Raw genomic sequence first — 24,598 nt, forward strand, 5'->3', positions numbered from 1 at the left:
CTGACTTCCGAACCATCGGACCATCTGTCGTCTGGCGAGTTGGGCTTGAATATGGCGCACAAGGTTTTGCGCTGGATTGAGGGCGGTATTTTGGCCGATTTTTCGTTTACCCCCATCTTGTCGTCCCTTATGATGGCCAAGCTAATGCACAGCCTCCAGTCCCGAAGCGCAATGAATCTCTGATTGCAGTTACTAACTGACGAATGCCAATCCGGATGAACACAGAGGGAACAATGATGGATGACGAATCCGCAGAAACACGGCCCTCCGGTTTCAGCCTTAAGGACGTTTACTATGTGTTTTTCAGGCACAAAACGATGGTCCTGGTCGGTTTATTCCTCGGGATCGCCAGCTCGGTGGCGGTGTATTTTTACAAGCCCCCCAAATATCAATCCATCGCTGTTCTGTTCGTGCGTTACGTGGTCGAACAGGGCAGCAAGACGTTGGACCCGGCGGCGAACGATTCTCAGATCAAATCGCCTGATTCGGGTGGCGGCGGGATCATAGGCACGGAACGAGTGATTCTTGCCAGTTTTGACTCGGCGAAAGAGGTCGCCGCGATCATCGGGCCCGAGAAGATACTGGCAAAGGTTGGGGGTGGAACCAATCAACTTCAAGCCGCCGGCGTCATCACGGGAGACCTGGCCACGGAAGCGATGGGAAACGACATGATCAAAGTTACTTTTGAGCATCCCGATCCCGCATTGGTCCAACCTGTCCTTCGACAGTTGATTACGAATTATTTTTACCGTCATTACGAATTTCACCAACCGGGTGGTTTTGATGAAGTTCTCGAAAAAAGGGCCGAGGAACTCAGCGTCAGTCTAAAGCAGACCGAAGACAAGCTGACCAAACTCAAAAGAGACGCGGGCGTGAGCTCACTTGAAGAGACAAAAAAGGCGTACAGCGACCAGATTTCGAAGGTTCGCGCAGACCTGAGTGCCGCCCAGGCCGAACTGGCCGGAGAGAAGGCCGCGCTGTCGGAGCCGGTCGATTCACCGCGGGAGAATACCAACACGACGGTGATTGAACCGAAAGTTCCTTCCGACAAAGTGGACGAGTATCGAAACCTGTCCGCGCGGCTGGATTCGCTCCATAAACAGGAAAATGAGTATCTGGTTCATTATCCAGAGGGGAGCGTTTTTGTAATAAGTGTCCGCGAACGCATTGCGGACCTCGAAAAACTGAGGAGAAAACTCGAAGAGAATTACCCGTCGCTGGCAAAAAGCAGCGTGCTTGCTGCGGGCGCAAGCGGATCGTCAAGCTCGAGCAGTCATGTTGATCCATCCTTGGAACCGGGCCGGAGAGTAGCGGGGCTTGAGGCGAAGGTCAGCGAGTTAAAAAAACAACTCGATGATCTTCACGCCGAAGCCACCAAGGTCGATGAGGCCGAACCTGAAATAGTCCGACTTCAAAGAGAGAGGGATCTGCTCGATAAGAACTATAATTATTGCAAGACCAGCTTGGAACAGTCCAAGGCAAACCAGGCCCTCGGAGCCGGAAAGCTCTCAAACATCGGCCTTGTACAGGAGCCATCGCCACCAGCGAAGGATTACAAGAAGACGCTGAAAAGGATGGGAATAGCGTTCGCGTTCTGGTTTTTTGGCGGCGTCGGGCTCGCCTTTCTCATCGAGTTGGTCCTTGACCATTCGGTCCGACGTTCGGAGGAGATACCGACGAAGCTGCGCCTGCCACTTTTCCTTACGATTCCTCTTTTGAACCACCAGCGCCAAGCAGTCCGGCTTGGTCGGACCGAAGGTGCCAGCGCAGGACCGGAAGGTGGTGGGCCGGGCAGTGAAGGGGCTTCGGTGGTGGACACACGGAGTGTTGACAGGCCCGTTCCCACGACAGCTTCACCTCCTGAGGCTCACAATGGGTTGCGCGCCTATTACGACGCTCTGCGCAATCGCCTAATCACATATTTCGAAATGAACAACATGACCCACCGGCCGAAGATGATCGCGATTACCAGTTGTTCGAAAGGGGCCGGTGTTACCTCCACGGCGTCCGGACTTGCGGCGACCCTCTCGGAAACAGGGGACGGTAACGTCCTTTTGGTGGATATGAACTCTGGCCAGGGCGCGGCCCATCCGTTTTATCGAGGGAAACCAGCCTGTGGCCTCGCCGATGTTTTGGAGGCTGGGAAGCGATCTTCCGCATCGGCAGGTGCGGGTAATCTCTATCTGGCGTCCGTCGGTGGTGCGAAAGAAACGCTCCCTTGTTCTTTACCCGAACGGTTCACCGATTTGGTGCCAAAATTAAAAATGAGCGACTACGACTATATCATCTTTGATATGCCGGCGGTCAGTCAGACAAGTGTCACATCGATGGTGGCTACGTACATGGATTTGGTACTGCTCTTGATCGAGTCGGAAAAAACGAATCGCGCCCTGGTCGAGCAGGCGGGCTCGTTGCTTGCCGAATCGAAAGTGAATGTCAAAGCAGTTTTGAACAAGTATCGGCGCTATGTCCCTGACAGTCTTCAACCGGAACTGTGAATATCCATCGCTGTTCGCTGCCCTTCTTTCGTTGCAGGCGCTCGGACGCTGAGGCTTTGTCCCGTCCTTTAATTCGCTTTATTGTCGGCGTTTTCGATTGGGTGCCGTACCGCAGTCTTGTTCGGGTGAAGCAGAAACATTTTCTCCAATCGATGTCCGGGAGTGGCCCCTCTCTTGGGAATTCGCTCATCGACTTTTGCCCGGGGCGAGCCGGTTCTGTCGCTGTTTTCCGGCCCCGCTTGGGTCTGATTGCAGAATCGATCCGGATTTCAGTTCAATCAGGGATAGGTTTGAACTGATGCGTTGGTGCGGTTCGATTGGCGGACGTTGACTTGTATCCGCGCGCGGAGTTTATGGACTGCACTCGGGGCGTGGTGCGCTGTCAGCCGAGGGGTGCGCGAATTGACGGGGACGAAGTGTGCCCGTCGCCGAAGAGCGGTTATGCGTAAGGATCAAACTCGTTGTGCGGAGGAACCGATCCGTTCCCAGTTGCGTCGGCACGGCCCGCCGGGGCCCACCCCTCGCGTTAAAATATGGATCGACCTCGACAACACTCCTCATGTGCCCTTTTTCATTCCACTGGCACGTGAACTCGATCGGCGGGGCCACGGGACGGTACTAACTGCGCGAGACGCGTTTCAAGTATGTGAACTCGCCGATCTGAGAGGTCTCAAGTATTCAAAAGTCGGCCGGCACTACGGGAAGAATGCAATCCTGAAAGTATTGGGACTGTTCTGGAGAGCGGCACAACTGATCCCCTTTGTTTTGCGCGAGCGTCCGCAACTGGCTCTCTCTCACGGGGCGCGCTCCCAAATCGTGCTGGGAAATTTACTCCGGATTCCCACCATCCTTGTCATCGACTATGAGCACGCGAGAACGCTTCCGCTCGCAGGGCCGCGCTGGGAGATCGTACCCGACTCGCTGTCCGTCGAAGGATTTCGATGCAAGTCTGAACGCGTGCGCAAGTATCGGGGGATCAAAGAGGACGTATACGCGCCTGATTTCAAGCCGGACCCGGCTCTGTTGGAAGAACTCGGACTGCGCAGTTCCGACCTGGTCGTGACCGTCAGGCCCCCGGCGAGCGAGGCGCATTATCACAACCCGGAAAGTGAGTTGCTTCTGACCGAGTTGATGGCGCGGATCTGCCAGACCCGGGACGCCCGGGCCGTGCTCCTGCCGCGCAACCGCGAGCAGGAACTGAAACTTCGCGCCGAGCACTCCGACTGGTTTGTCGCCGGTCGGACCATCGTTCCCGCCCGTGCCATCGACGGGCTGAATCTTCTCTGGTTCTCTGATCTGGTCGTCAGTGGCGGTGGAACGATGAATCGCGAGGCGGCGGCGTTGGGGGTGCCGGTTTACAGTATTTTTCGTGGCAAGCTAGGCGCTGTGGATCGTCAACTGGAACAAGAGGGGCGGCTGAAGCTGATTAGCAGTGTTGAGGACGTTCAAACCCGGATCCAATTACGGCATCGCGATAAAACGGCTCCACCTAAAAACCGTCCGCGCCAGGCGCTGCAGGACATTGTGAACCATATCGAGGACATTATTCGAGTCGAGTATCTGCCCGTTGGGTCGGGCTCCGATAACCAGGTCGCGGACGATGCCCGGTTCAAAGATTAATCGGCCAATAGCGGCATCGGGCATCCACGCAAAATGCCGGCGCATTCACAACTGATGCAATGTCTGAAAATAATCGTCGTTGCAGGAGCGCGGCCGAATTTCATGAAGGTCGCTCCGATCATGAAGGCGGTTGAGGAGCACAACGCGAGGTGTGGCGAGGTCCGGCCGCGGATTGATGCCCGCTTGCTACACACGGGGCAACACTACGACAAAGCGATGTCGGAGGTCTTTTTTCGCGAGCTCGGGATCCGGCCACCCGATATAAACCTCGGCGTGGGCTCAGGCTCGCACGCCATCCAGACAGCGAACGTGATGGCAAAATTTGAACCGGTCTGCGAGCGAGAACGGCCGGACTGGGTCGTCGTGGTTGGGGATGTAAACTCAACCATGGCCTGTACTTTGGTTTGCTCAAAAATGGGGGTCAAGGTCGCGCATGTGGAGGCAGGCTTGCGGAGTTTTGATCGCACCATGCCTGAAGAGGTGAATCGCATCGTCACCGATGCTTTGGCAGATCTGCTCCTGACACCGTCGGCGGACGCTGACGATAACCTGAAACGAGAAGGCATTCCCGACTCGAAAATACGGCTTGTTGGCAACGTGATGATTGATGCGTTGATGGCAAACCTGAATCAGGCCCGCGTGAACCACCTCGTGGAAGATCTCGGTCTGCGGGAAAAGCTCTTCGTCTACGTCACGCTGCACCGACCATCGAACGTGGACGAACGGGAGAGCCTGGCCGCGATCATCACAGAGTTGAAACGGCTGGCCAGTCAGCTGCCGGTCGTCTTTCCCATGCACCCTCGGACACTAAAAATGTGCCGGCAATTCGGGATCACGATTGATGACGCCGAGGGTTTGAAGATATTAGAACCGATCGGCTACCACGATTCGTTGTGCCTTACGGAAAAAGCCCGGTTTGTGCTAACGGATTCAGGCGGGCTTCAGGAGGAGAGCACTTATTTCAGAACTCCATGCCTGACCCTCCGCCCGAATACAGAACGACCGGTCACGATAACCGTCGGAAGCAACCACTTGACGTCGTTGAAAACGTTGCGGTCTGATATCGAAACCATTCTCGGCAGCAGAACGTCCTTGGGCGCGGTCCCGGATTTATGGGACGGGCGGACTGCCGGCCGAATTGTGCACGCGCTGGTCGAGTATGCCGGCCGTTAAGCGTTGCTTTGCTCCGGATTGCGTCGGGGGCGATGCTCCCGTGAGACCGTGTTGCCGGCTAACTCCGAACTCCTTGAAGCGAGGTTCGGTGAGTTCAGAACCAAAGCCCCTCGGTGGCGATGGTGACCGGCTAATTAAGAGAATTGCAACCCGGTGAAATGCCCGTAAGAGAGGCCCCACATGAGCGCAGAGGTGAACTACATTGTTGTTAGTCCGGTCCGCAACGAGGCGGAGCACATTTCTCTTACCATAAATTCGATGGTAGCACAAACGATCCTCCCCACGCGCTGGATTATTGTGAATGATGGATCGACTGACGCGACTGGTCCGATCACAGAGGCTGCCGCGAGAGCGCACTCTTGGATCAAGGTTTTGAATCGCCCTGATCGGGGGTTCCGAAAGGCAGGTGGCGGGGTCGTTGACGCCTTTTATGATGGGTATCGACCCGTTGAACGAGAATCCTGGGACTATTTGGTAAAGCTGGATGGTGATCTTTCATTTGAGCGCGACTACTTCGAGAGGTGTTTCAGGCATTTTGATGACGACCCGCGGCTGGGAATCGCCGGGGGCACCATCTGCCGCGCCGTTCAGGATGGTGTTGAGGTTGAATCCCGGATCGATCCGAAATTTCATGTGCGGGGCGCGACGAAAATCTATCGAAGCAGATGCTGGTCGGATATCGGTGGCTTGATTCACGCGCCGGGTTGGGACACGCTGGATGAAGTAAAAGCGAACATGCTTGGCTGGGCGACGCGCACCTTTTCTGACATAAACGTGGTTCACCTTCGCCCGACCGGCGCCGCTTATGGGGCGTGGAACGACATGGCAAAAGGGGGAATGGCCAACTATATCGCTGGTTATCATCCTTTATTCATGTTTTTGAAATGCATGAGACGGATGGTGGAAAAGCCATACTTCATCGGGGGTTGCGCGCTTTTGTTTGGGTTCATCAGGGGATACTTGAAACGAGTTCCGCAAGTGGATGACAAGGAATTGATCAGCTACTTTCGCCGACAGCAAATGAACCGTCTTCTCTTTCGAAAGAGTCTTTGGGGGTGAGCCATCGGTTGTCTGGCCTTCGTCCGGAAACAGTTCACTCCGAAGACAACACCGAAACATATGTGCGGCATTTGTGGAAAATTACAGTTCGATACCGGGGCAAAGGTGGAACCCGCGTTGCTTCGCAGCATGATGGAATCGATAGCTCACCGCGGTCCGGATGGCAGTGGCAAGTACACTTCTGGCCCCGTGGGTTTGGGCCACACGCGGCTCGCGATCATTGATCTGAATACCGGAGATCAACCGATTTCGAACGAGGATAAAACGATTTGGGTTGTGTATAACGGTGAAATTTACAATTTCCAGCAACTACGCGACGAACTCCTGAAAAAAGGGCACGAATTTCGAACCACGACCGATACGGAAGTCATCGTGCATCTTTACGAAGAGTACGGAGTCGAAAGCCTTTCCCGGCTCCGCGGGATGTTTGCGTTTGCGCTTTGGGATGAAAAACAGCAGTTGTTATTACTGGCACGGGATCGGATTGGAATCAAACCCCTTTATTATGCGCACACCGGCAAAGCCATCGTCTTTGCGTCGGAAATCAAGGCGATCCTTGCCGATCCAAGCGTGAGTTGCCAGGTGGACCCTCAATCTGTCGACAAGTTCCTGACCCATCTCTGCCTGCCGGGGAAAGACACACTGTGGAAAGGAATCCGAAAGCTGGAACCGGGTTGTTACCTCGTTGCAAAGGGAGACAAATCCAAGGTGGAACGGTACTGGGATCTGCGTTTTGAACTGGATGATAAATGGCGGACGATGGATCAGGCCTGTGACGCCCTTTACAACCTGGTCAAGAGCACGGTCAGGGATCACATGATCAGCGATGTGCCGGTCGGTTTCCTGCTTAGTGGTGGAGTGGATTCGACGGTTGTGCTCAGTTGCGCGGCAACCGAGACGAGCAAAAGGATTAGCACGTTCACCGTTGGATTTGCTGATGCGGGCTTTGCGGACGAGCGGCCTTATGCGAAGCTCGCCGCTAACCGTTTCGGGACGGATCACCACGAGATCACGATTACTCCCCGGGAGTTTTGGGATTTCCTGCCAACGTTGGTTCGTCAGATGGAAGAGCCCGTGTGTGATCCCCCCGCGGTGTCGCTCCACTACGTTTCGAAACTTGCACGCCGTCATGTAAAGGTATTGCTCTCCGGCGAAGGAGGCGACGAAGCTTTCGGTGGATATCATAGCTACCGAAACTTTCTGCTGCTGGAGAAGTTGAAAGCGGCGGCAGGACCATTCAAGGGAGGACTGTCGAGGGCCTTTCAGGTTGCAGGGCGAGTTCCTCTTTTCAGCAAAATCGGGCAGTTTGCTCCATACATCGACACGCCGCCGGCGGAATACTATTACAGCCGGGCGGCCTCACCCTTCAGCTATTTTAACCGCAATAAAGGCAGGCTCTACACTCCAGGATTTTACGATCAAGTCGATTACAAACGATCAACAGAGGTGATTGACGATCTTTTTCAACGTGTTCATGACCGGCCTTTGCTGGATCAAATGCAATACATGGATATTAAAACATCGCTTCCCGACGATCTTCTCGTAAAGGCGGACAAGATGACCATGGGGAATTCGCTGGAGCTTCGAGTTCCATTTCTCGACCATAAGGTGCTGGAGTTTGCCGCGAGTCTTCCGTCGGACTATCGGGTGAAAGGCGCAACGACCAAACGCATTCTGAAGGCCGCGTTTCGGAAGCGGATTCCGAAGGAAATAATTAAACGCAAGAAGGCGGGGTTCCCCATACCGATCGAGCGGTGGATTCAGAAAGATTTGAGGGAAGAGGTTCGTCAGATTCTGCTCAGCAAGCGATGCGTTGACCGCGGGTATTTCCGGAAAGAAAGTGTTGAAGCGCTTCTGGATTCCGGAGATCGCGGACAACCCGTGGCAAAGGAGGTTTTCTCGTTGTTAACTCTTGAATTGTTGCAGACACAGTTTATTGACCACTAACCGGTTTTCCGCAGCGCTCCGCTCCATTCCGACGTGGGAACGATGTCTCTTCCGTTCATGCGCAATTCTAAGCCCGATGGCTTGACCGCCCAATCATGACCATTCTCGGTTTTCTGTTCGCGGTTGTCAGTTCAGTCTTGCTGTTTGTTCTGCCAAGGTGTTGGGCTTCGCTTCCTTTTTTGCTGGGGGCCGCCTATATGACGCATGCCCAGGAAATAGCGATTGGCCCGCTACATTTCCCTGTAATCCGCATTTTAATTGCAGTGGGATTTGCGCGGGTGATGTCAAAAGGTGAGCGCATCACAGGCGGACTGAAAGCTCTGGACTGGATGATGATCGCCTGGGCCGTTTGGACCGTTCTCTGCAGCGTGTTCCACACCGAGGGCGCTTTGGTCCTGCGTTTAGGAATGGTTTACAATGCGCTGGGTATTTACTTTTTGTTTCGGATCTTCATCCGAGAAGGTGGCGACGTGCTGAACGTGTTCAAACTCGTCAGTATTCTTTTCGTGCCACTCGGGATAGCCATGGTATTAGAAAAGCTGACCGGGAGGAACGCGTTTGCTTTGCTGGGAGGCGTTCCTGCACAAGCTGCGATTCGTCATGGGCATTTTCGAGCACAAGGCCCGTTTGGCCATCCTATACTTGCGGGAACTGTGGGTGCGGTATGCCTGCCCATGGCCATTTTCCTGTGGCGAACCCACCGGAAACTTGCTCTGACGGGAATAGCGGCTACGTGTGGCATCGTTTTCGGCAGCGGTTCCAGCGGACCGATCATGACCATTATATCCATCGTGGGCGCGTTGCTGCTGTGGAAAAGACGCCGGTATTTGCCGGCGATCCGTTGGATGGCTCTGGTTTTGGTCATTGCTCTTAATTTCATCATGAAGGATCCTGTATACTATCTGCTCGCGCGAATCGACATTACCGGAGGCAGTACCGGATGGCACCGTGCAGCCTTGATTGAAGCTGCGATCAAACATTTTGGGGACTGGTGGCTGGGAGGCACAGATTACACGCGGGACTGGATGCCTACGGGAGTCACTTGGAGCGGTAACCACACGGACATTACAAACCACTACATTCAGATGGGGGTGACTGGGGGAATGCCGTTAATGCTGCTTTTCATCGGAGTTCTGCTCGTTGGATTCTCCACGATTGGAAAGGCGTTGCGGGCGAGCAGAAAGGCACCAGTCGAACACCGGTTCCTGCTTTGGACGTTGGGTTCGATTCTATTCGGCCATTTGACGACCTTTTTCTCGGTGACTTATTTTGATCAATCAGTGGTTTTTCTCTACTTCCTGCTGGCGAGCATAAGTTCACTCGGGCCCGCGAAGCCGATTCCGGCACTCGTCCCGGCTCGAAATACAACCCGGACATCGCCGGATTATGCACCACATCTCAGTCATCATCGTTAGCTGGAATGCCCGCGAACACTTGCGGAATTGTCTGAGGTCGATCCGCAAAACCGGTGATCCGCTCGTGCGGGAGGTCATCGTGGTTGACAACGCCTCGACCGATGGTTCCCCGGAGATGGTGGAAGAGCAATTCCCGGATGCGACGTTGATCAAAGCGGAGAAGAATCTGGGGTTTGCCAGAGCCAATAATCTGGGCATTCAGCGTGCATCCGGTTCGTTGCTGGCCTTGGTCAACTCCGATGTGATAGTTCATCGCGATTGCTTTGAGCGACTCACCCGTTTTCTTGAGAGCCATCCGGACGTGGGGTTGGTCGGACCCCGGGTTGTCGGCGGCGATGGCAGGCTGCAACTGACATGTGGTCGACTGCCGACCGTTTGGAACACCGCCTGCCGATTTCTTGCGCTCGACAGGATACTGGCCCGGTGGTCGTGGTTTTCGGGTTTCGAAATGCGGCATTTTGACCATAACAGTTGTGCTGAAGTCGAGGTTCTGAGCGGCTGCTTTTGGCTCGCTCGCCGTGACGCAGTGAAAATCGTGGGGGGACTGGACGAAGGGTTTTTCTTTTACGCCGAGGATTTGGACTGGTGCAAACGATTTCGAAGCGCCGGATGGAAGATAATGTTTGTCGCAGAGGCGAGCGCCACACATTTTGGTGGTGGTAGTTCCTCAAACTCACCCTCCCGCTTCAACATCGAAATGATGCGCGGCAACCTGATTTATTGGAGGAAACATCACGGCGTGATCGGTCGGTCGCTTTATTTCCTCCTTTCCATGATGCGGCATTCTGTTCGGCTTGTGGCGCACGGTTTATTGAGATTCGTGCTGCGGGACAGCCGCGGCGAAAGCGCCCTCAAACTAAAAGAGGATCTGATCTGTTTGCGATGGCTGCTGACTGGAAAAGGTACTTGATGAGGCGGCGGTCTATCTCCATTCGAATCTCCCGCTTTCGGGCCTTCCTCTGATGTGGTTGCCGCTTGTGTTGCATGTCACATCTGTTCCAAGTCGACATTCGCCGTGGGAGTCCCGACATTGTGATGTCGGAGGTGCTTTCCACTCTTGAAGGACTTCTGCCCGTAAAATTCACCTTGGCGGGCCAACGTCGGCTCGAGGGAGTCGGAGAAATGATAGTCGGGGAACGCGCAGGCGGGACCTCGTGCGATGGCTCTGGCGTGGCTTCTAGCCTCAGCGTGCCGCCTAACGAGAACTCGGCACAGGCGTCGGTGTTGAAAGACGTGACTGTTGTTTTCGCGGACGATCCTCAGGTTCCGTTTCCCTTCCGAGGCAAATCGTTGCGTAATAGAATTGGTTGTGCGGTCAACGCCCTGAAGGTGATCGGAGGTGAAAAAGTTTTGGCCTCTGGCGAGGCCGGACCGCTGTGGACCCTGTCTACTATGGGGGACGCAAAACATTTTCGCTCCGCCTTCCCGTTGCCCCGTTTCGGCCCGGAAGGCGGACTCAAGGACGTCCTCAACGAGGAGCGTTTTGTAGAAATTCTCCCTTTGCTTCACTGGTTGCGTGATCTATGTGCGCCTGCCAGCTATGCATCTCCGCCTTTGAGGGCATGCTTCATGTTCGACGATCCCAATTTGCACTGGCAACGCTATGGTTATGTCGATTTCAAGCAAATCGCAACAAATGCCGCCAAAGAGAATTACCACGTTTCGTTCGCCACGATTCCTCTGGACTGCTGGTTTACTCACATGCGGACCGCCGCACTGTTCCGAACGAGTTCAAAGTACCTGTCGTTGGCAATTCATGGGAACAACCACACTCGCAAAGAGCTTGCTCGGAATTACACCAAACCCGAACGGTTATGCCTGCTCAATCAGGCAGTCCGCCGAATTGAACGTCTCGAGCGGTCAACCGCGTTGAAGGTCTGTAGGGTTATGGTACCGCCGCACGGAGCGTGCTCGGAGGAAATGTTGGGTGAACTGCCTGCGTGCGGCTTCGAGGCGGCCTGCCTTTCGCATGGTTCCTTACGAGCGCACAATGCGACCAAAGCGTGGACAAAGGATGTCGGCTATCTGCCAGCAGAACAGGTTCAGAATTGCCCGGTCTTGCCACGTTGGGGGCTCAGTGGCAATACGACCAACGCCATTCTCCTGGCTGCATTTCTTGGGCAACCGCTCGTGTTGAGAGGACATCAGCGAGACCTGAAGAACGGAATCGAGTTGCTTGATCAACACGCTGGGTACATTAACAGCCTAGGGTCTGTTCTGTGGTCCAACATGACCGGCGTTAGCCGAAGCAATTATCTTTGGCGAATGGATGGAGAGACATGCAGACTAAAACCATTGAGCCGCAACGTGGAATTCCATCTGCCGAGCGGCGCATCTCAATTGATCGTTGAGAGCCCCTTCGATGGTTTGACCGAACCGTGGCATATCGTGGATGGTGGAAGCAAAGCCGAGTTGACAGTCCTTTCTGGCCAGGGTGTTGCGTTGCCGAAGATGGTCAACAGAACGATTTCGGTCCGAATGCTTTCCTCGCAACCCGATCGGATTGGAGGAAGTTTGAACCCCTTAGTAATTCCTTTTTTTCGCAGGTTACTCACGGAGGGTCGGGATCGCTTCCTTTCCTTCAACTGAGTAAATTTACATCGATGCCTGCGATTGCCGCCCGTCCGAGTATGGCCGTCTGGTCAGTTTCTGGCCTCTCACTGTGGGTCCGCTGTCTCGCCGCGGGACACCGTAACAGCTAATGGCATCGGATAACCGAGGAATCCTGCAACCGTATCAAGGGCTTGGATTTGAACTCGCTGCTTGTTCGTCTGTGCCTTGTGCTTCTGTTCCCTTTGGTTCATTAAGCTAGGGTGGGCGCTGGTCGGCCTGTTTGGCATATGAATTGCGAAGAAAGTGTCGTCGAAGGAACACGTGCTACGTAGAGCCGCGACGAAAACTAATATGATCAAAAAATTCGCAACTGCATTCGCTTCATTATTTTTCCTGACCGGCGCACAGGCGGCCAACTGGTACGTGCGGCCAACTGCGTCGGGCTCGAACAGCGGCACGGACTGGAACAATGCGTGGACGATTTCCAGCATAGCTTGGGGAAACGTCAAGCCAGGGGACACCGTCTGGCTGGCCGGGGGGAATTACTCCAGTTCGTTAAAGCCGGGAGCCAGCGGAGTTGCGGGAAACTTGATTTACATAAAACGAGTCCTGGCTACGGACAACGTCCCGGTAGGAGCGGTTGGCTGGAACAGTTCATTCGACTCTCAAGTAACCTTGGCCCCGTCCAGCGGCGATGTGCTGTATTACGACGCTCCCAATATCGGCAGCTATATGTACATTGACGGACGGGTTGATAGCGGGATCAAACTTCAAAAAGCCAATACCGGAGGCGAGATTTATCCCGGCTGCATTCATTTTGCCGACGGATCGTCAGGCCAGCATGACATAACGTTCTCAAACGTTGACTTGGCCGGACCATTCGGCTCAGCCAGCAGCGGTTCGCCCAACTCTTATTTTCAGGCCTTTTCCATCCGTTCGTGGAGTGGCTCAGCTTTTAATCAAATCGGTCCTAACATACTCGTGACACATTGCCGGTTGCACGGCTCGGTCAACCTCGCGATTCTGGTAAACGCTACCGGCGTCACGTTCGATTCGTGCAAATGGTACGACAACTTGGTGGGCAACTCGAATTTTCACCAAAATATGTGCGAATTCCTTTCCTCCGGTAACATCACGTGGAAGAACTGCGAGTTCTATAATTGGGCCGTCGAAGGCATCATGCCTTACGGCAACGCGACCGGTCCGATCTACATTTACGGCTGCGTCTTTCACGATGGAGTTTCGGTTGCTCGTGTTCTCGAACCGTTCTCCTCGTATCAGTTGTTCTTTTGCAATAATACCATCTACAACGTGCCATTAGGGGTGTATTCGAGCAGCGGTGGCGGCTCATGGAGCGCAGGAAGCCAGGCGAGGAACAACATTTATTGGAACGTCTCTTTGGGCGGACTCGTTCCTCCGGACAGTGATTACGAGTTTTCCAGCGGAAGCGTCAGCGGTGCTCATTCGATCGGCAGTGGTTCAAATCCGTTCGTGAACCTCGCGGGTGCGGATTTTCATCTTACGTCAACCATTGGCGCCAAATATCCACGAGACAAAGGCGTGGCAATGGCCTCGACTTACAACACTGATAAGGATGGGAACATCCGTGGTACCGACGGTGCATGGGACGTTGGAGCCTACGAGTACTCCGTTGGCGGCCCAAGCACCAACGCGGCGATTTTGGTCAGTCCCCCCAGCCAGAATTTTGGCACCGTCTTGGTCGGCACAACCAACAGTCTGACCTTTTCTGTGCAGAACGTGGGTGGCGCGACATTGACGGGGACGGCCAGCGTGCCCGCTCCGTTCAGCATTGTTTCCGGTGGAACTTACAGTCTGGCTGCTAACCAGAGTCAAAATGTAACCGTCCGCTTTGTTCCTCTGACGGCCGGCCTCGCAAGCAGTGTTGTTACTTTCACCGGTGGCGGCGGCGCGACTGCGGCGGTCGCCGCGACCGTCACCCTTCCAGCCCCAACGGTCTCTGCGATTACCCAGAGCAGCGCGGACGTGGATCCCGGCAGGGCAGGCCTCCAAATCTTCGCCGGCTCGGTGGTTCAGTATTCTGGTTCCGCTTCCGATCCCAGCGGTCTCCCGTTAACATGGCAATGGATCTACACGGTCAACGGTGGGCCCGAGGTCGTTTTGCAGAGCGGTGCGGGCACGGTGCCCGGCGTTTCCTTCAACTATGTGGCGGGCACTGCCGGGAACACATACGTGTGGAAACTACGCGTCAGCAATGGAACCGTTACCGCGGAGTCAGCTTTGACGGTCGGTGTGGAGGCTTCACCCCCGCCCGCAGGCACACTCACTTTTGCGGGGGGATCGGGTGTTCTGACTGCTCCTTTTGTCGTGGCGAGCGGCTATGTTTCCCAACCGGTCGAGACCGGTGTCACGAACGGCGGCCAGGCGGTTTATAGTTTCACAACTACCAACTCGGGCGATTACGTTATCCAGGTGTTGGTGAATGCAGCCAATGACGGAGCAAACTCTTTTTACGTTAATATTGACGGTCAGCCGCAGGATCCTGATATGATTTGTGACCTCCCGCTCACCACCGGCTTTGAGCAGCGAATTGTTAGTTGGCGCGGAAACGGCACGTTTGACAACGACCAATTCATCCCGAAGGTCTTCACCCTGGCCCCGGGGCCGCATCAACTTGTCGTCGTCGGGCGGGAAGCGAATGTGCAATTGCAGAGCCTGTCGGTTTTACTATTGCCGACGACTCCACGAAATGTGCATGTGGTGGCGAGCCCCTGATTCGCTTCCGACCTCATCGCGCTGAACAGCATGCGACGGACGCTCCTCTCCTGAGCCACCCGAGGTTCTTACGACCAAGACCCGCAGGAATGTCGGCAAGTGGTGAGGCGCATCCTTCGGATTCTCCAACAAGTCTCTCATAAACAATGTGATCCTGCATTTGGCGAGACTGTGGTGTTTGACAAGGACGCGCGTACTTTGGGGTTGGCGGTTCCACTCGCTTGGCGCACGTTCTGTTGTCAGAAAATGCAGAATTGTTGTCAATCCCAAGGCGATCAGCATTGGCCACCATACGACGCTTTCGGATGACTGGTGTCTGGCTGATCTCAAACCATCACGACCCTCGACCGAGGCAAAGATAAAAATCGGCTCCTATTGCACTATTCTCCATGATTTCCAGTGCAATGCGGCGGCTTCGGTCGAAATTCAGGATTACGTGTTGATTGCTCCAAGGGTTTTCATAACCGACTCCGATCATGTCGTTGGCGAGAAGGCGGAACGAACAACGCGTTGTGGCGAATTTCGCACCCTGCCGGTGTTGATCGAACATGATTGCTGGCTGGGTGTCAACGCCGTCGTTCTGAAAGGCGTTAAAATTGGTCACCACTCGGTTATCGGCGCGAATGCAGTCGTAACCCGTGACGTACCCCCGTACAGCACGGTGGTTGGCGTCCCGGGCAAGGTGGTTGGACAAAAACACCCTCGCCCGGCTTCCTGATCCATCACATGCACAGCGCAGATCAATTGCCCGCCTCCAACCGGCTTCGATTGCTGGTTGCCATCGCGAGTTACGGGCAGAAGAATATTCCGTTCCTCAAGAAGATAATTCAAAACTACAAGAGCATGGCGATGGATGTTGACATCGTGGTGCTCTCCGAGGCGCCTAAAGATGTCGGAGCCGGGGTCGAAATTGTGGTTGGATTGCCCGACAAGAATCCGTGGTCCCTTCCCTTTGCTCACAAAGCGGAGATGGCACGGAACGCAGAGAAATACGATCTGTTTGTGTACACAGAGGATGACATTGAAGTTGCCGAGGCCAACATCCAGGCTTTTTTACGCCTCACTGCTTCGCTGCAATCAGAGGAGATCGCCGGCTATCTTCGATACGAGATCGGGCCGGGTGCCACGAAGCTATTGACGGACGTGCATGGAGCCTTTCACTGGAAGCCGGAATCGGTTAAGCGTCGCGGCCCCCACATCGTGGCCGAGTTTACCAACGAGCACGCAGGGTTCTACATACTAACGCAATCACAGTTGAAACGCGCGATTGCATCCGGAGGCTTCCTCAAGGCTCCCTACGAAGGAAGATACGGCCTGCCGGAAACTGCCGCGACAGACCCATATACGAGGTGTGGATTTCGTAAGGTCGTTTGTATCTCAATGCTTGATGATTTTCTTATTCGCCACATGTCCAATCTGTACGTCGAACGTCATGGCGTTTCGCTCGACGCGTTCAGACAGCAGGTTCAAACGCTTACGGACATTTGTGACGGCAGGCACGTGGCGGAAACTCTTTGTGGGGTTGAGTCAAAACTGCTGCACGGAAGCTGGTCCAAGAGTTATTACGAGCAACCCGACGAAGAGCTAATTGAAATGATACCCAGCGAGACCGAGACGATCCTTTCGATCGGTTGCGGTTGCGGTGCCACTGAAGCAGCGGTCCAAAAACGAGGAGCCAAAGTCACGGTTTTGCCGCTCGATTCAGTCGTCGGCGCCTCGGCCGAGCGGTTGGGGATGGAAGTAATCTACGGGACGCTGGAAAACTGTCTCAGGGATTTGCGTGGCCGGCAGTTCCACTGCGTCCTGATAACAAATTTGCTTCACTTGATGCGGGATCCGGGAAGCGCACTGCGGGATTTTGCGCGTTTCGTTCTGAAGGGCGGCACACTCGTGGCAGGCGGTCCGAATTTTAGCCGGGTTTCAATCTCCATCAGGCGGATCTGCGGTGACCTCGAAATCGGCAGGCTCACAAGTTTTGAGCAAAGCGGCATCAGCGTTTGTGGCCCCGGAACGCTTTCGAGATGCATCAGAAAAGAAGGAATGCGCGTCACCGCGGTTCGCTGGCTCAACCACGCAACCGGCAGTCGGAAATTGGACCGGTACCGTGTGCGTTTCGGACGTCTGACCGCGAAGGACTGGATTTTCCAGGCGCGAAGATAATTGGTTTTGTGCGGGTATAAGGGAAACGGGTGATTCCGGTGGCGCCGTCTCCACGTTTGCATGTTTATGGCACCCTGAACTCATGCATCGGATTTTGAATTTATGAAGTCGCGACTCATCAATCTCTATCAACGTGCAAGAATCCTGAAGTACCGGTTTCTGTCACAATGTAAAAATGTACAGGGCACGCCGACAATCTATCAACCGGTCCAGTTCATGGGACAAGGCACGATCAAGTTTCACGGCAGGGTCAATCTCGGTGTCTATCCCTCGGCGTATTACTTCAGCGGATACATTTACATCGAGGCGCGCAGTCCGTCTTCCGTCATCGAAATCGAGGATGGGGCGTGGATCAACAACAACTCGTTTCTCGTTAGTGATGGCCCGGGTATTTTTATCGGGAAAAAAACGATGTTGGGCACGCACTGTGAAGTCGTTGATTCGGATTTTCATGACACCCATCCCGACCGGAGAATGAGTGGCGTTCCGAAAACAGGGCGTGTTGTCATTGGTGAGAACGTTCTTATCGGTTCAAACGTCAAGATCTTAAAAGGGGTCCGGATCGGCAGGAACTCGATCATCGCGAACGGGTCTGTTGTTACACGATCATTTCCGGAGAACATGGTCATCTTCGGCAACCCGGCGAAAGGCGGCTTTGGCCTGACACCCGGCGACTAAGTGATACGATCTCAACAATCGGGTTGCATCGAACCGGTTGAACCTACCGGGCACAAGAGCCAAGTGACCGACCCAGAAAAAAAATCCTACGGCCAGATACTGAAATCCTCCGCACTGATCGGCAGCTCTTCGATGTTGAACATCGGGCTGGGAATCGTTCGGACGAAGGCGATGGCGGTTCTGTTGGGGCCAGCGGGAGTTGGCCTGCTGGGCCTTTATGGATCAATCGCCGACCTCACGCGCAGCATCGCCGGGATCGGTATCAACAGCAGTGGCGTCCGGCAGATTGCGGAAGCGGTCGGATCGGGTGACACCCTGCGCATCGCTCGAACGGTGACGGCGTTGCGCCGGGTGGCACTTTGCACGGGTGCGTTGGGGTCTCTCCTGCTTTGTGTCTTCAGCAAACCCGTGTCGCGGCTGACGTTTGGGGACACCGAACATGCGGGGTCCGTGGCATTACTGGCCGCCGCGGTTTTTTTTGGCGACATCTCCGCCGCGCAGGGAGCGCTCGTTCAAGGAATGCGCCGTGTTGCTGATCTTGCCCGGATGAGCGTGCTGGGCGCCCTTTATGGAACAATTTTCAGCATTCCAATCGTTTACATTTATGGCGAGCGAGGAGTCGTGCCGTCCCTCGTGTGCGTCGCCGCAATGGGTATCGCAACGTCGTGGTGGTACGCTCGTAAAATCAAAGTCGAGCGGATTGCCCGGAGCGTGCGGGAGGACGCCCACGAAGTGTCCGCCCTTTTGAAACTTGGAGTGGTCTTTATGGCGAGCGGGCTGATGACGATGGGCATGGCCTATCTGGCCCGCACGATCATACTCCGAAAGGTTGGTGTCGAGGCGGCGGGTTTTTATCAGGCTGCGTGGGCGTTGAGCGGCATCTATGTGGGGTTCATCCTGCAAGCGATGGGTGCGGATTTCTATCCGCGCCTCACAGCGGCTGCCAGCGACAACGTTCAATGCAACCGCCTTGTGAACGAACAAGCGGAAGTGAGCCTTTTGATGGCAGGGCCCGGCGTTCTGGCGACCCTCTCGTTTGCGCCGCTGGTCATCCAGCTTTTCTACTCGGCAAAATTCCAACCCGCCGTGGAGATCCTTCGTTGGAATTGTCTGGGAATGCTTCTACAAGTTGTCTCATGGCCGATGGGGTTTATCGTCCTGGCGAAGGGCGCACGGAACATCTTTTTCTGGGCTGAACTTGCCAGCAGCGTGGCTTATATCGTCATGGTTTGGGGAGGTGTTTTGCGGTTTGGTTTGCCGGGCGCGGGTATGGCGTTCTTTGGCTTATATGCGATCCACTGGGTCGGGATCTACATGATTGTCAGTCGGCTGAGCGGATTCCGCTGGTCAGCGTCGAATCGGCGGCTGGCATCGGTATTTTTGCCCCTGGTGGCCGGACTCTTTGCAGGCTGGTACTTTCTGCCTCGCGTTGCGACCGTCGCTTTGGGAGGGGCCGCCACACTGCTCAGCGGGATTTATTCGATCAAGAGAGTTTGCGAGTTGGTGCCTCTGGGCAGACTCCCGAGACCTGTTCGGAGCCTGTTGCGACTCTTGAAATTGACTCCGCCGGACATGATCGCATGACAACAGAACGGTGGCGACCGAACATTCTAACAGCGGCAGTATCTCGCTTGTTTGAGTCCGAATGAATTTTTTGCTCATCTACCCCAGTCCCGGGGTTTTGGGAGGAATTGAAACTCTAATCGCCCGATTGTCGCGGTGGCTGATCGGGAACGGGCATCGAGTGACCTTGCTCGCCGAAAAAGGCGGACAGTGGACAACGATTCTTCCAGAAGAGGTGCGCTGCGTCGTTCTCGAGAGGCGATTCCGCGAGCTTCACTACTATTTTCATGCGAAACGGGTATTGAAAGATTTCATCATCGGTCCACCTGACGTGATAAAGAGTTTCGATATTCCATCCTCGTGGATCGCGTGCCAGTTGGCGACGTTGGCGGGAAACAATTGCAAGGTTCTCGCGGGAATCTACAACCCTTGTGTTTTCAAGTGGTACTATTCGACGAAATCGCTGCCATTCTGGGATGACAAGGTTTTCTGCGTAAAGAATTTTTTGGAAAACATTCCTGCGAACGCACGCATTTTCTGCTCTGTGGATCAAATTGAAGAACTGGAAGAAGTCCACCATCACAAAGGAGTCTTGTGGCCGCTTCCCATCGATTCCGTGGAATTTGATCCGGCTGTGCGAAGGCCCAGGCCCGGTAAAATCGTTTCGATCGGCCGTCTGTCGCCGATGAAAGAGTACAACCTTTCGATGATCGACGTCGTAAGCAGTTTGATCCAAAGAGGGCACAACGTCAGATGGTCTGTTTACGGCGACGGCGAATATGCGTCGGCGATGAGGGCCCGAATCAAAGAGCGGAAGCTTGAGAGTGTGATCTCAATGGAAGGAACGATACCCTATCGGCTGTTATGGAAGGCTCTGGAAGACGCTTATGTATTCGTTGGTACTGGGACCTCGAGTTTGGAAGCCGCGCTTTTCAGAGTTCCGAGCGTGATTCCGGTAGCCTACGATCAGGACGGGCTAAGTTATGGTCCAATATATCGGCTTCCGCCGGGCAGTATCGGGCCGTCAAAGAATCGTCCGGAGTTTTCGAAAACGGCGGATGAAATCGAACGTATCCTCAAGCTGAGTCCCACTGAATATCGCACGGAGAGCGAGTTGGTTTTCCAGTATGTGCAGGACCACGTAATGGCGCGATCAATGGGGCGGTTTATGGAACTGGTGACACAGTGTGGTAGTGTAACGCCATCACGCTCCCTTTATCTGGCGAACTACATATCCTGGTTTTTGCGAAAAGCGATCAAGAGGCGGTCGAACGCCGGAGGCAATCACCACCCGGAAGAGCCAGTGTAAAAAGGAGATTTCCGTTCCCAAGCGATTCCATCCGAAATGCCCCCTTCTCAAAGCCGAATCGTTCGGTTTTGCAATGAATTCGCCTTTTTGAAGTGCAATCGCATTGCATAATCAATCCAATCGGAACCGAAAGGTTGGTCTTTGCAAACAGGATCACTGTTTGTCGTTGGAAATCAATTGATGTTGCTATTTCCACTACCGGGTACGGAAGGAGCTAAACACGGTTTCTGAGTTCTTGTGATTCAACTCGAAGAATCTATGCACCAGATACTGTTTTCAGCCCCTTTGAGCGGAGACACCAGTGCGAAAGCATGGGTAAGGAGAATCATGTGTCCTGCACACTTGGAATATAACGGTCGCTCTCGCTCGGTTTGTTTCGATGAATACGTCAATTCGGAACCCTTGCTGAGTTCGGTCATCCTACGACTGGTGCTCTCACTGGCTACTGAAGCGGGATACGGTTGGTGGTGGACGCAAGCCTATTTGAGCTCCACGCGATAATCCCTCCCGTGCGATCTTCTCGAAAAACATCCTGGGTCGTGGCCGTTTGCTTTGTGCTGCGCGTAATACACTCGGTGCATGGTCAGATGACGCAGCCGCTCGTGGCAATTCACGATTCTGAATTGACGCGTAATCTCGAGACGATGGTTGCCGCACCGCCAACTCCGACGGGTCCCTTTACAACTGGTTTTGAATGGTGGCTGACGGATTGGCATTACTTCGTCATGCCTGAATCCGTCAAGGAAGCCCTTCGATCGGACGGGACCGCCTTCACGGTTGTGAGCGACGCCAATATCAGCGCCGGCCTCTTGTTAACCAACGGACAACCAAAATATCCCATTGTCATCAGTCTTGCATCGGAGGCAATCAGCGATGACGAGATCGCGCAGTTTACCAACTATGTCGCGGCCGGAGGCACGTTGTTCATCGGCTCGTCTGCCTTCACTCGTAACACCAACGGGACAACTCGCGGTGATTTTGCATTCTCCAATGAGATGGGAATTCACATGGTGAACGCGAGTCTGCAGAATTGGGCGAACAACTCCACGTTTACAAAGACCGTTGATCACCGGATTGTCTCGCACATTCCTGGCGGTGGTTTAACCTGGCAGATGCCGCGGTTTTCCGAGGAAGTCCCTACCGGTATATCACCGGATCACTCCCTGCCGAACGTGCATGGAATCTGGCAGGTTCAGCCGACTACGAACGCCGTGGTACTCGCGCAGGGAGACCTTTTCCCCTATCTGTTGGTAAGACAATATGGGAAGGGCAATTTCGTTTATGATGCCGCAATGCAACCCCTGCTCGGGCACAGTTCGTGGGCACCTGGAATGTACGCTTATGTAATTTTCCGCAGGGCCATTGAGTGGGCATTCGAGTCATCCAAACTTCCCGTTCCCAAAGTCAGCCCGTGGCCTTACCCGTACGACGCCGCGCTGAACGTTCGCCATGACTTTGAGAACACGCCCAGTTTGATCAATTCGATTGAGGCGTCGGCTCAATTTGAGGCGTCGCTTGGGGTGAAAGGGGATTATTTTTTCTGCACAGGCACTCTTCGACAGGAAATGACGAATTCGCCGGCGACGATCGCAAGCCTTCAGCGCGCCGTAACGAACTACGGCGCAACGATAGGCCCGCACAACGGAGGCTTGAAGAACCCAAATAACCCGTCGCTGGTTCTTAGTAATTATGATTATTGGCACTGGGGTCCGGATGAGGCCTACGACTCCACCAACACTCTACCACCAGGTTACACAAACTGGCAGCATTACGCTGCCACGTCCGTGAGCAACGCGTTTTCGGATGTTGACGGATGGCTGTTCGGCATAACGAATGGTGGCGGAATAAGACATACTGTGGCGCCAAATTTCAATGCCACGCGTGAAGCTTCCTATCAAATCGAGGAGGCATTGGGCGTCCGAACAACGGGCGAGCAGAAACTTGGTCCGTTTCCCAGCTGGGTGCTTTCGACCTCGCTCAGCACGGCCGGCAAGCGTTATCCATTCATCAGTCTGCCGGTGAGCGACTGGTACTTGTGCTATCAGACTTCGCCGCCGTTCTGGGTCTCACAGTCCATGGAAACTATATTTGGTCATACGCCGGGAACTGTCCGGGAACTGGTGGACTTCTATTACGATCTGGGCGGGTTGATCAACGCATACTCACACAACACTTCCCTGGGGGGAGGGACTGCGGACAACAACCCACGCGAGTATGTTACGTATGCAGTAACAAAACCGCGAATTTGGCTCGCGAATGCCTCGAGCGTTTACTCGTGGTGGGTGGCCAGGACAAATGCGCAAATCACACCGGTTTTCACAACCAACGGCAATCAATCGATAATCACTCTCGCCTTAGCCGGTGTGACCGATGCCAACTCCGCGGTCGAAGTGCTGTTGCCGCATCCGTCAGTCTCAGGGCTGCAGGTCTTCACGAATGGCATTTTAGCATCCGGGAGTAGCTATCGGACGAACGGCCAGGTGGTCAAGATCCTTGCGGGGCCTTCAGTGTTGACCGCTGAAGTTCGCTACACTCTCAATCCGAAAGCTGTGGGTGACGTTTATAGTGTGCCAGCGGCGACGAACCTGATTGTGGCCGCGCCGGGCGTGCTCACAAACGATGAGGTGGGTGTCGGAACGAATCTGACCGCGGCGCTCGTGAGCGGTGCATCCCATGGAACGCTGACCCTGAACACGAACGGCGGTTTTACATATTCACCGAATGCCAACTTTACCGGGACGGATAGTTTCACCTATCAGGCGAATGACGGGGTCGCAACCTCGGATGTGGCCACGGCGACCATCACTGTGACTCCTGCTGGTGAGGTCTTTTTCGACGACTTTACCCGGGCAGCAAACGCGGAACCGTTGGCGCCATGGATTCCCGCCCTGGGCGACTGGACCATCACCAACGGAATACTGCGAGGGGCGAGTTCCGGTGTGGGAGAATACGCCGATGCATACGTGGCAGGAAACTGGAGCGATTTCAGTCTGGAAACCCAGGTCCAGTTGCCTGCGGGGGCGCACAACGGCGGTTTGACCGGACGATTGAATCCCCTGAACGGAGCAAGATACGGAGCGGTGATTTATCCGGAAGGAGTGGCTGGTCCATCCGGAATGGTGGCGCTGGTGAAGTTTTCCACGTGGAGGAGCATCCAGCAGATGCAAATCGCGGAGGCTCCAACAGTAGTCGGCACCGGGGTTCACACCTTAAAGATGAGGTTTCGAGGAAACAGGATCCGCGTGTATTACGACAATACCCAGGTTATCGACGTTACTGATAACAATTTTGGGGGGCAGCCCGCCTTCACGAGCGGGGCTATCGGCGCCCACCTTTATACAAGAACCGACCAGGTGACGTTCGTCGATACCTTCGATCAACTGAGTGTTAGTCCCATACCGCCGACGCCGTTGGCAGCCGACGACAGCTACACCTTCGCCGAGAACAAGACCTCGGTGGTGTCCGCTCCCGGGGTGTTGAGCAATGATGAATTAGGTCTGGGAACGAACCTGAGGGCCGAGCTCGCCAGCTCGCCGACACACGGCACACTAACCCTCAACACAAACGGCGGCTTCAGTTACACGCCGACTGCCAGCTATGTTGGAACGGACAGCTTCACGTATCGGGCCCTTGACAGTATTAGCAATTCCGATCCGGCGACCGTGATCATCACGGTGACGACCAATCATCCTCCGGTCGCGAATGACGACAGCTATAGTTTTGTCGCGAACACGGTGTTGACGGTGACTTCGGCCGCGGGGGTTTTGATCAATGACACCGACTCTGACGGAGACAGTCTGACGGCGACGCAGGTCACCGGTCCCACACACGGATCGTTGACGCTTAACGCGAACGGCAGTTTCACCTAC

The 24,598-nt window shown here is 54.7% G+C and carries 14 protein-coding genes; all 14 read left to right on the forward strand.

Annotated features, from left to right (window positions below; translation table 11 throughout):
- The first annotated feature begins 203 nt into the window (after nt 1-203).
- The gene (locus VN887_19955) at nt 204-2,498 is read left to right on the forward strand and encodes a hypothetical protein (protein HXT42293.1); all 2,295 of its coding nucleotides are present in this window, start codon (nt 204-206) and stop codon (nt 2,496-2,498) included.
- A 489-nt stretch (nt 2,499-2,987) separates the two neighbouring features.
- Nucleotides 2,988-4,118 (forward strand): DUF354 domain-containing protein, encoded by a 1,131-nt coding sequence (locus VN887_19960; protein HXT42294.1) that lies wholly within the window; start codon nt 2,988-2,990, stop codon nt 4,116-4,118.
- A 33-nt stretch (nt 4,119-4,151) separates the two neighbouring features.
- Entirely contained in the window at nt 4,152-5,291 is a 1,140-nt protein-coding gene (gene wecB / locus VN887_19965; GenBank protein HXT42295.1) for a UDP-N-acetylglucosamine 2-epimerase (non-hydrolyzing), read from the forward strand.
- A 180-nt stretch (nt 5,292-5,471) separates the two neighbouring features.
- The gene (locus VN887_19970) at nt 5,472-6,350 is read left to right on the forward strand and encodes a glycosyltransferase (protein HXT42296.1); all 879 of its coding nucleotides are present in this window, start codon (nt 5,472-5,474) and stop codon (nt 6,348-6,350) included.
- Between the two features lie 60 nt (nt 6,351-6,410).
- The gene (gene asnB, locus VN887_19975) at nt 6,411-8,297 is read left to right on the forward strand and encodes an asparagine synthase (glutamine-hydrolyzing) (GenBank protein ID HXT42297.1); all 1,887 of its coding nucleotides are present in this window, start codon (nt 6,411-6,413) and stop codon (nt 8,295-8,297) included.
- A 95-nt stretch (nt 8,298-8,392) separates the two neighbouring features.
- Nucleotides 8,393-9,712 (forward strand): O-antigen ligase family protein, encoded by a 1,320-nt coding sequence (locus tag VN887_19980; protein ID HXT42298.1) that lies wholly within the window; start codon nt 8,393-8,395, stop codon nt 9,710-9,712.
- Nucleotides 9,684-10,622, forward strand: coding sequence for a glycosyltransferase family 2 protein (locus tag VN887_19985; GenBank protein ID HXT42299.1), 939 nt, complete (start codon nt 9,684-9,686; stop codon nt 10,620-10,622). Before VN887_19980 ends, VN887_19985 begins: the two co-directional genes overlap by 29 nt.
- A gap of 74 nt (nt 10,623-10,696) precedes the next feature.
- A complete protein-coding gene (locus VN887_19990) occupies nt 10,697-12,301 on the forward strand; it encodes a hypothetical protein (GenBank protein ID HXT42300.1) in 1,605 nt (534 codons plus the stop codon).
- Between the two features lie 315 nt (nt 12,302-12,616).
- Complete coding sequence (locus VN887_19995) at nt 12,617-15,019, forward strand: hypothetical protein (protein ID HXT42301.1); 2,403 nt, start codon at nt 12,617-12,619, stop codon at nt 15,017-15,019.
- Between the two features lie 726 nt (nt 15,020-15,745).
- Nucleotides 15,746-17,179, forward strand: coding sequence for a class I SAM-dependent methyltransferase (locus VN887_20000; GenBank protein HXT42302.1), 1,434 nt, complete (start codon nt 15,746-15,748; stop codon nt 17,177-17,179).
- 102 nt (nt 17,180-17,281) lie between these two features.
- Complete coding sequence (locus tag VN887_20005) at nt 17,282-17,857, forward strand: acyltransferase (protein ID HXT42303.1); 576 nt, start codon at nt 17,282-17,284, stop codon at nt 17,855-17,857.
- Between the two features lie 63 nt (nt 17,858-17,920).
- Nucleotides 17,921-19,441, forward strand: a complete 1,521-nt coding sequence (locus VN887_20010) for an O-antigen translocase (GenBank protein HXT42304.1) — start codon at nt 17,921-17,923, stop codon at nt 19,439-19,441.
- A gap of 61 nt (nt 19,442-19,502) precedes the next feature.
- Nucleotides 19,503-20,729 (forward strand): glycosyltransferase family 4 protein, encoded by a 1,227-nt coding sequence (locus VN887_20015; protein ID HXT42305.1) that lies wholly within the window; start codon nt 19,503-19,505, stop codon nt 20,727-20,729.
- Nucleotides 20,730-21,268: 539 nt separating this feature from the next.
- A partial coding sequence (locus VN887_20020; protein HXT42306.1) for an Ig-like domain-containing protein occupies nt 21,269-24,598 on the forward strand: 3,330 nt, incomplete at its 3' end.

Source organism: Candidatus Angelobacter sp., from assembly GCA_035607015.1.
Lineage (GTDB): Bacteria > Verrucomicrobiota > Verrucomicrobiia > Limisphaerales > AV2 > AV2.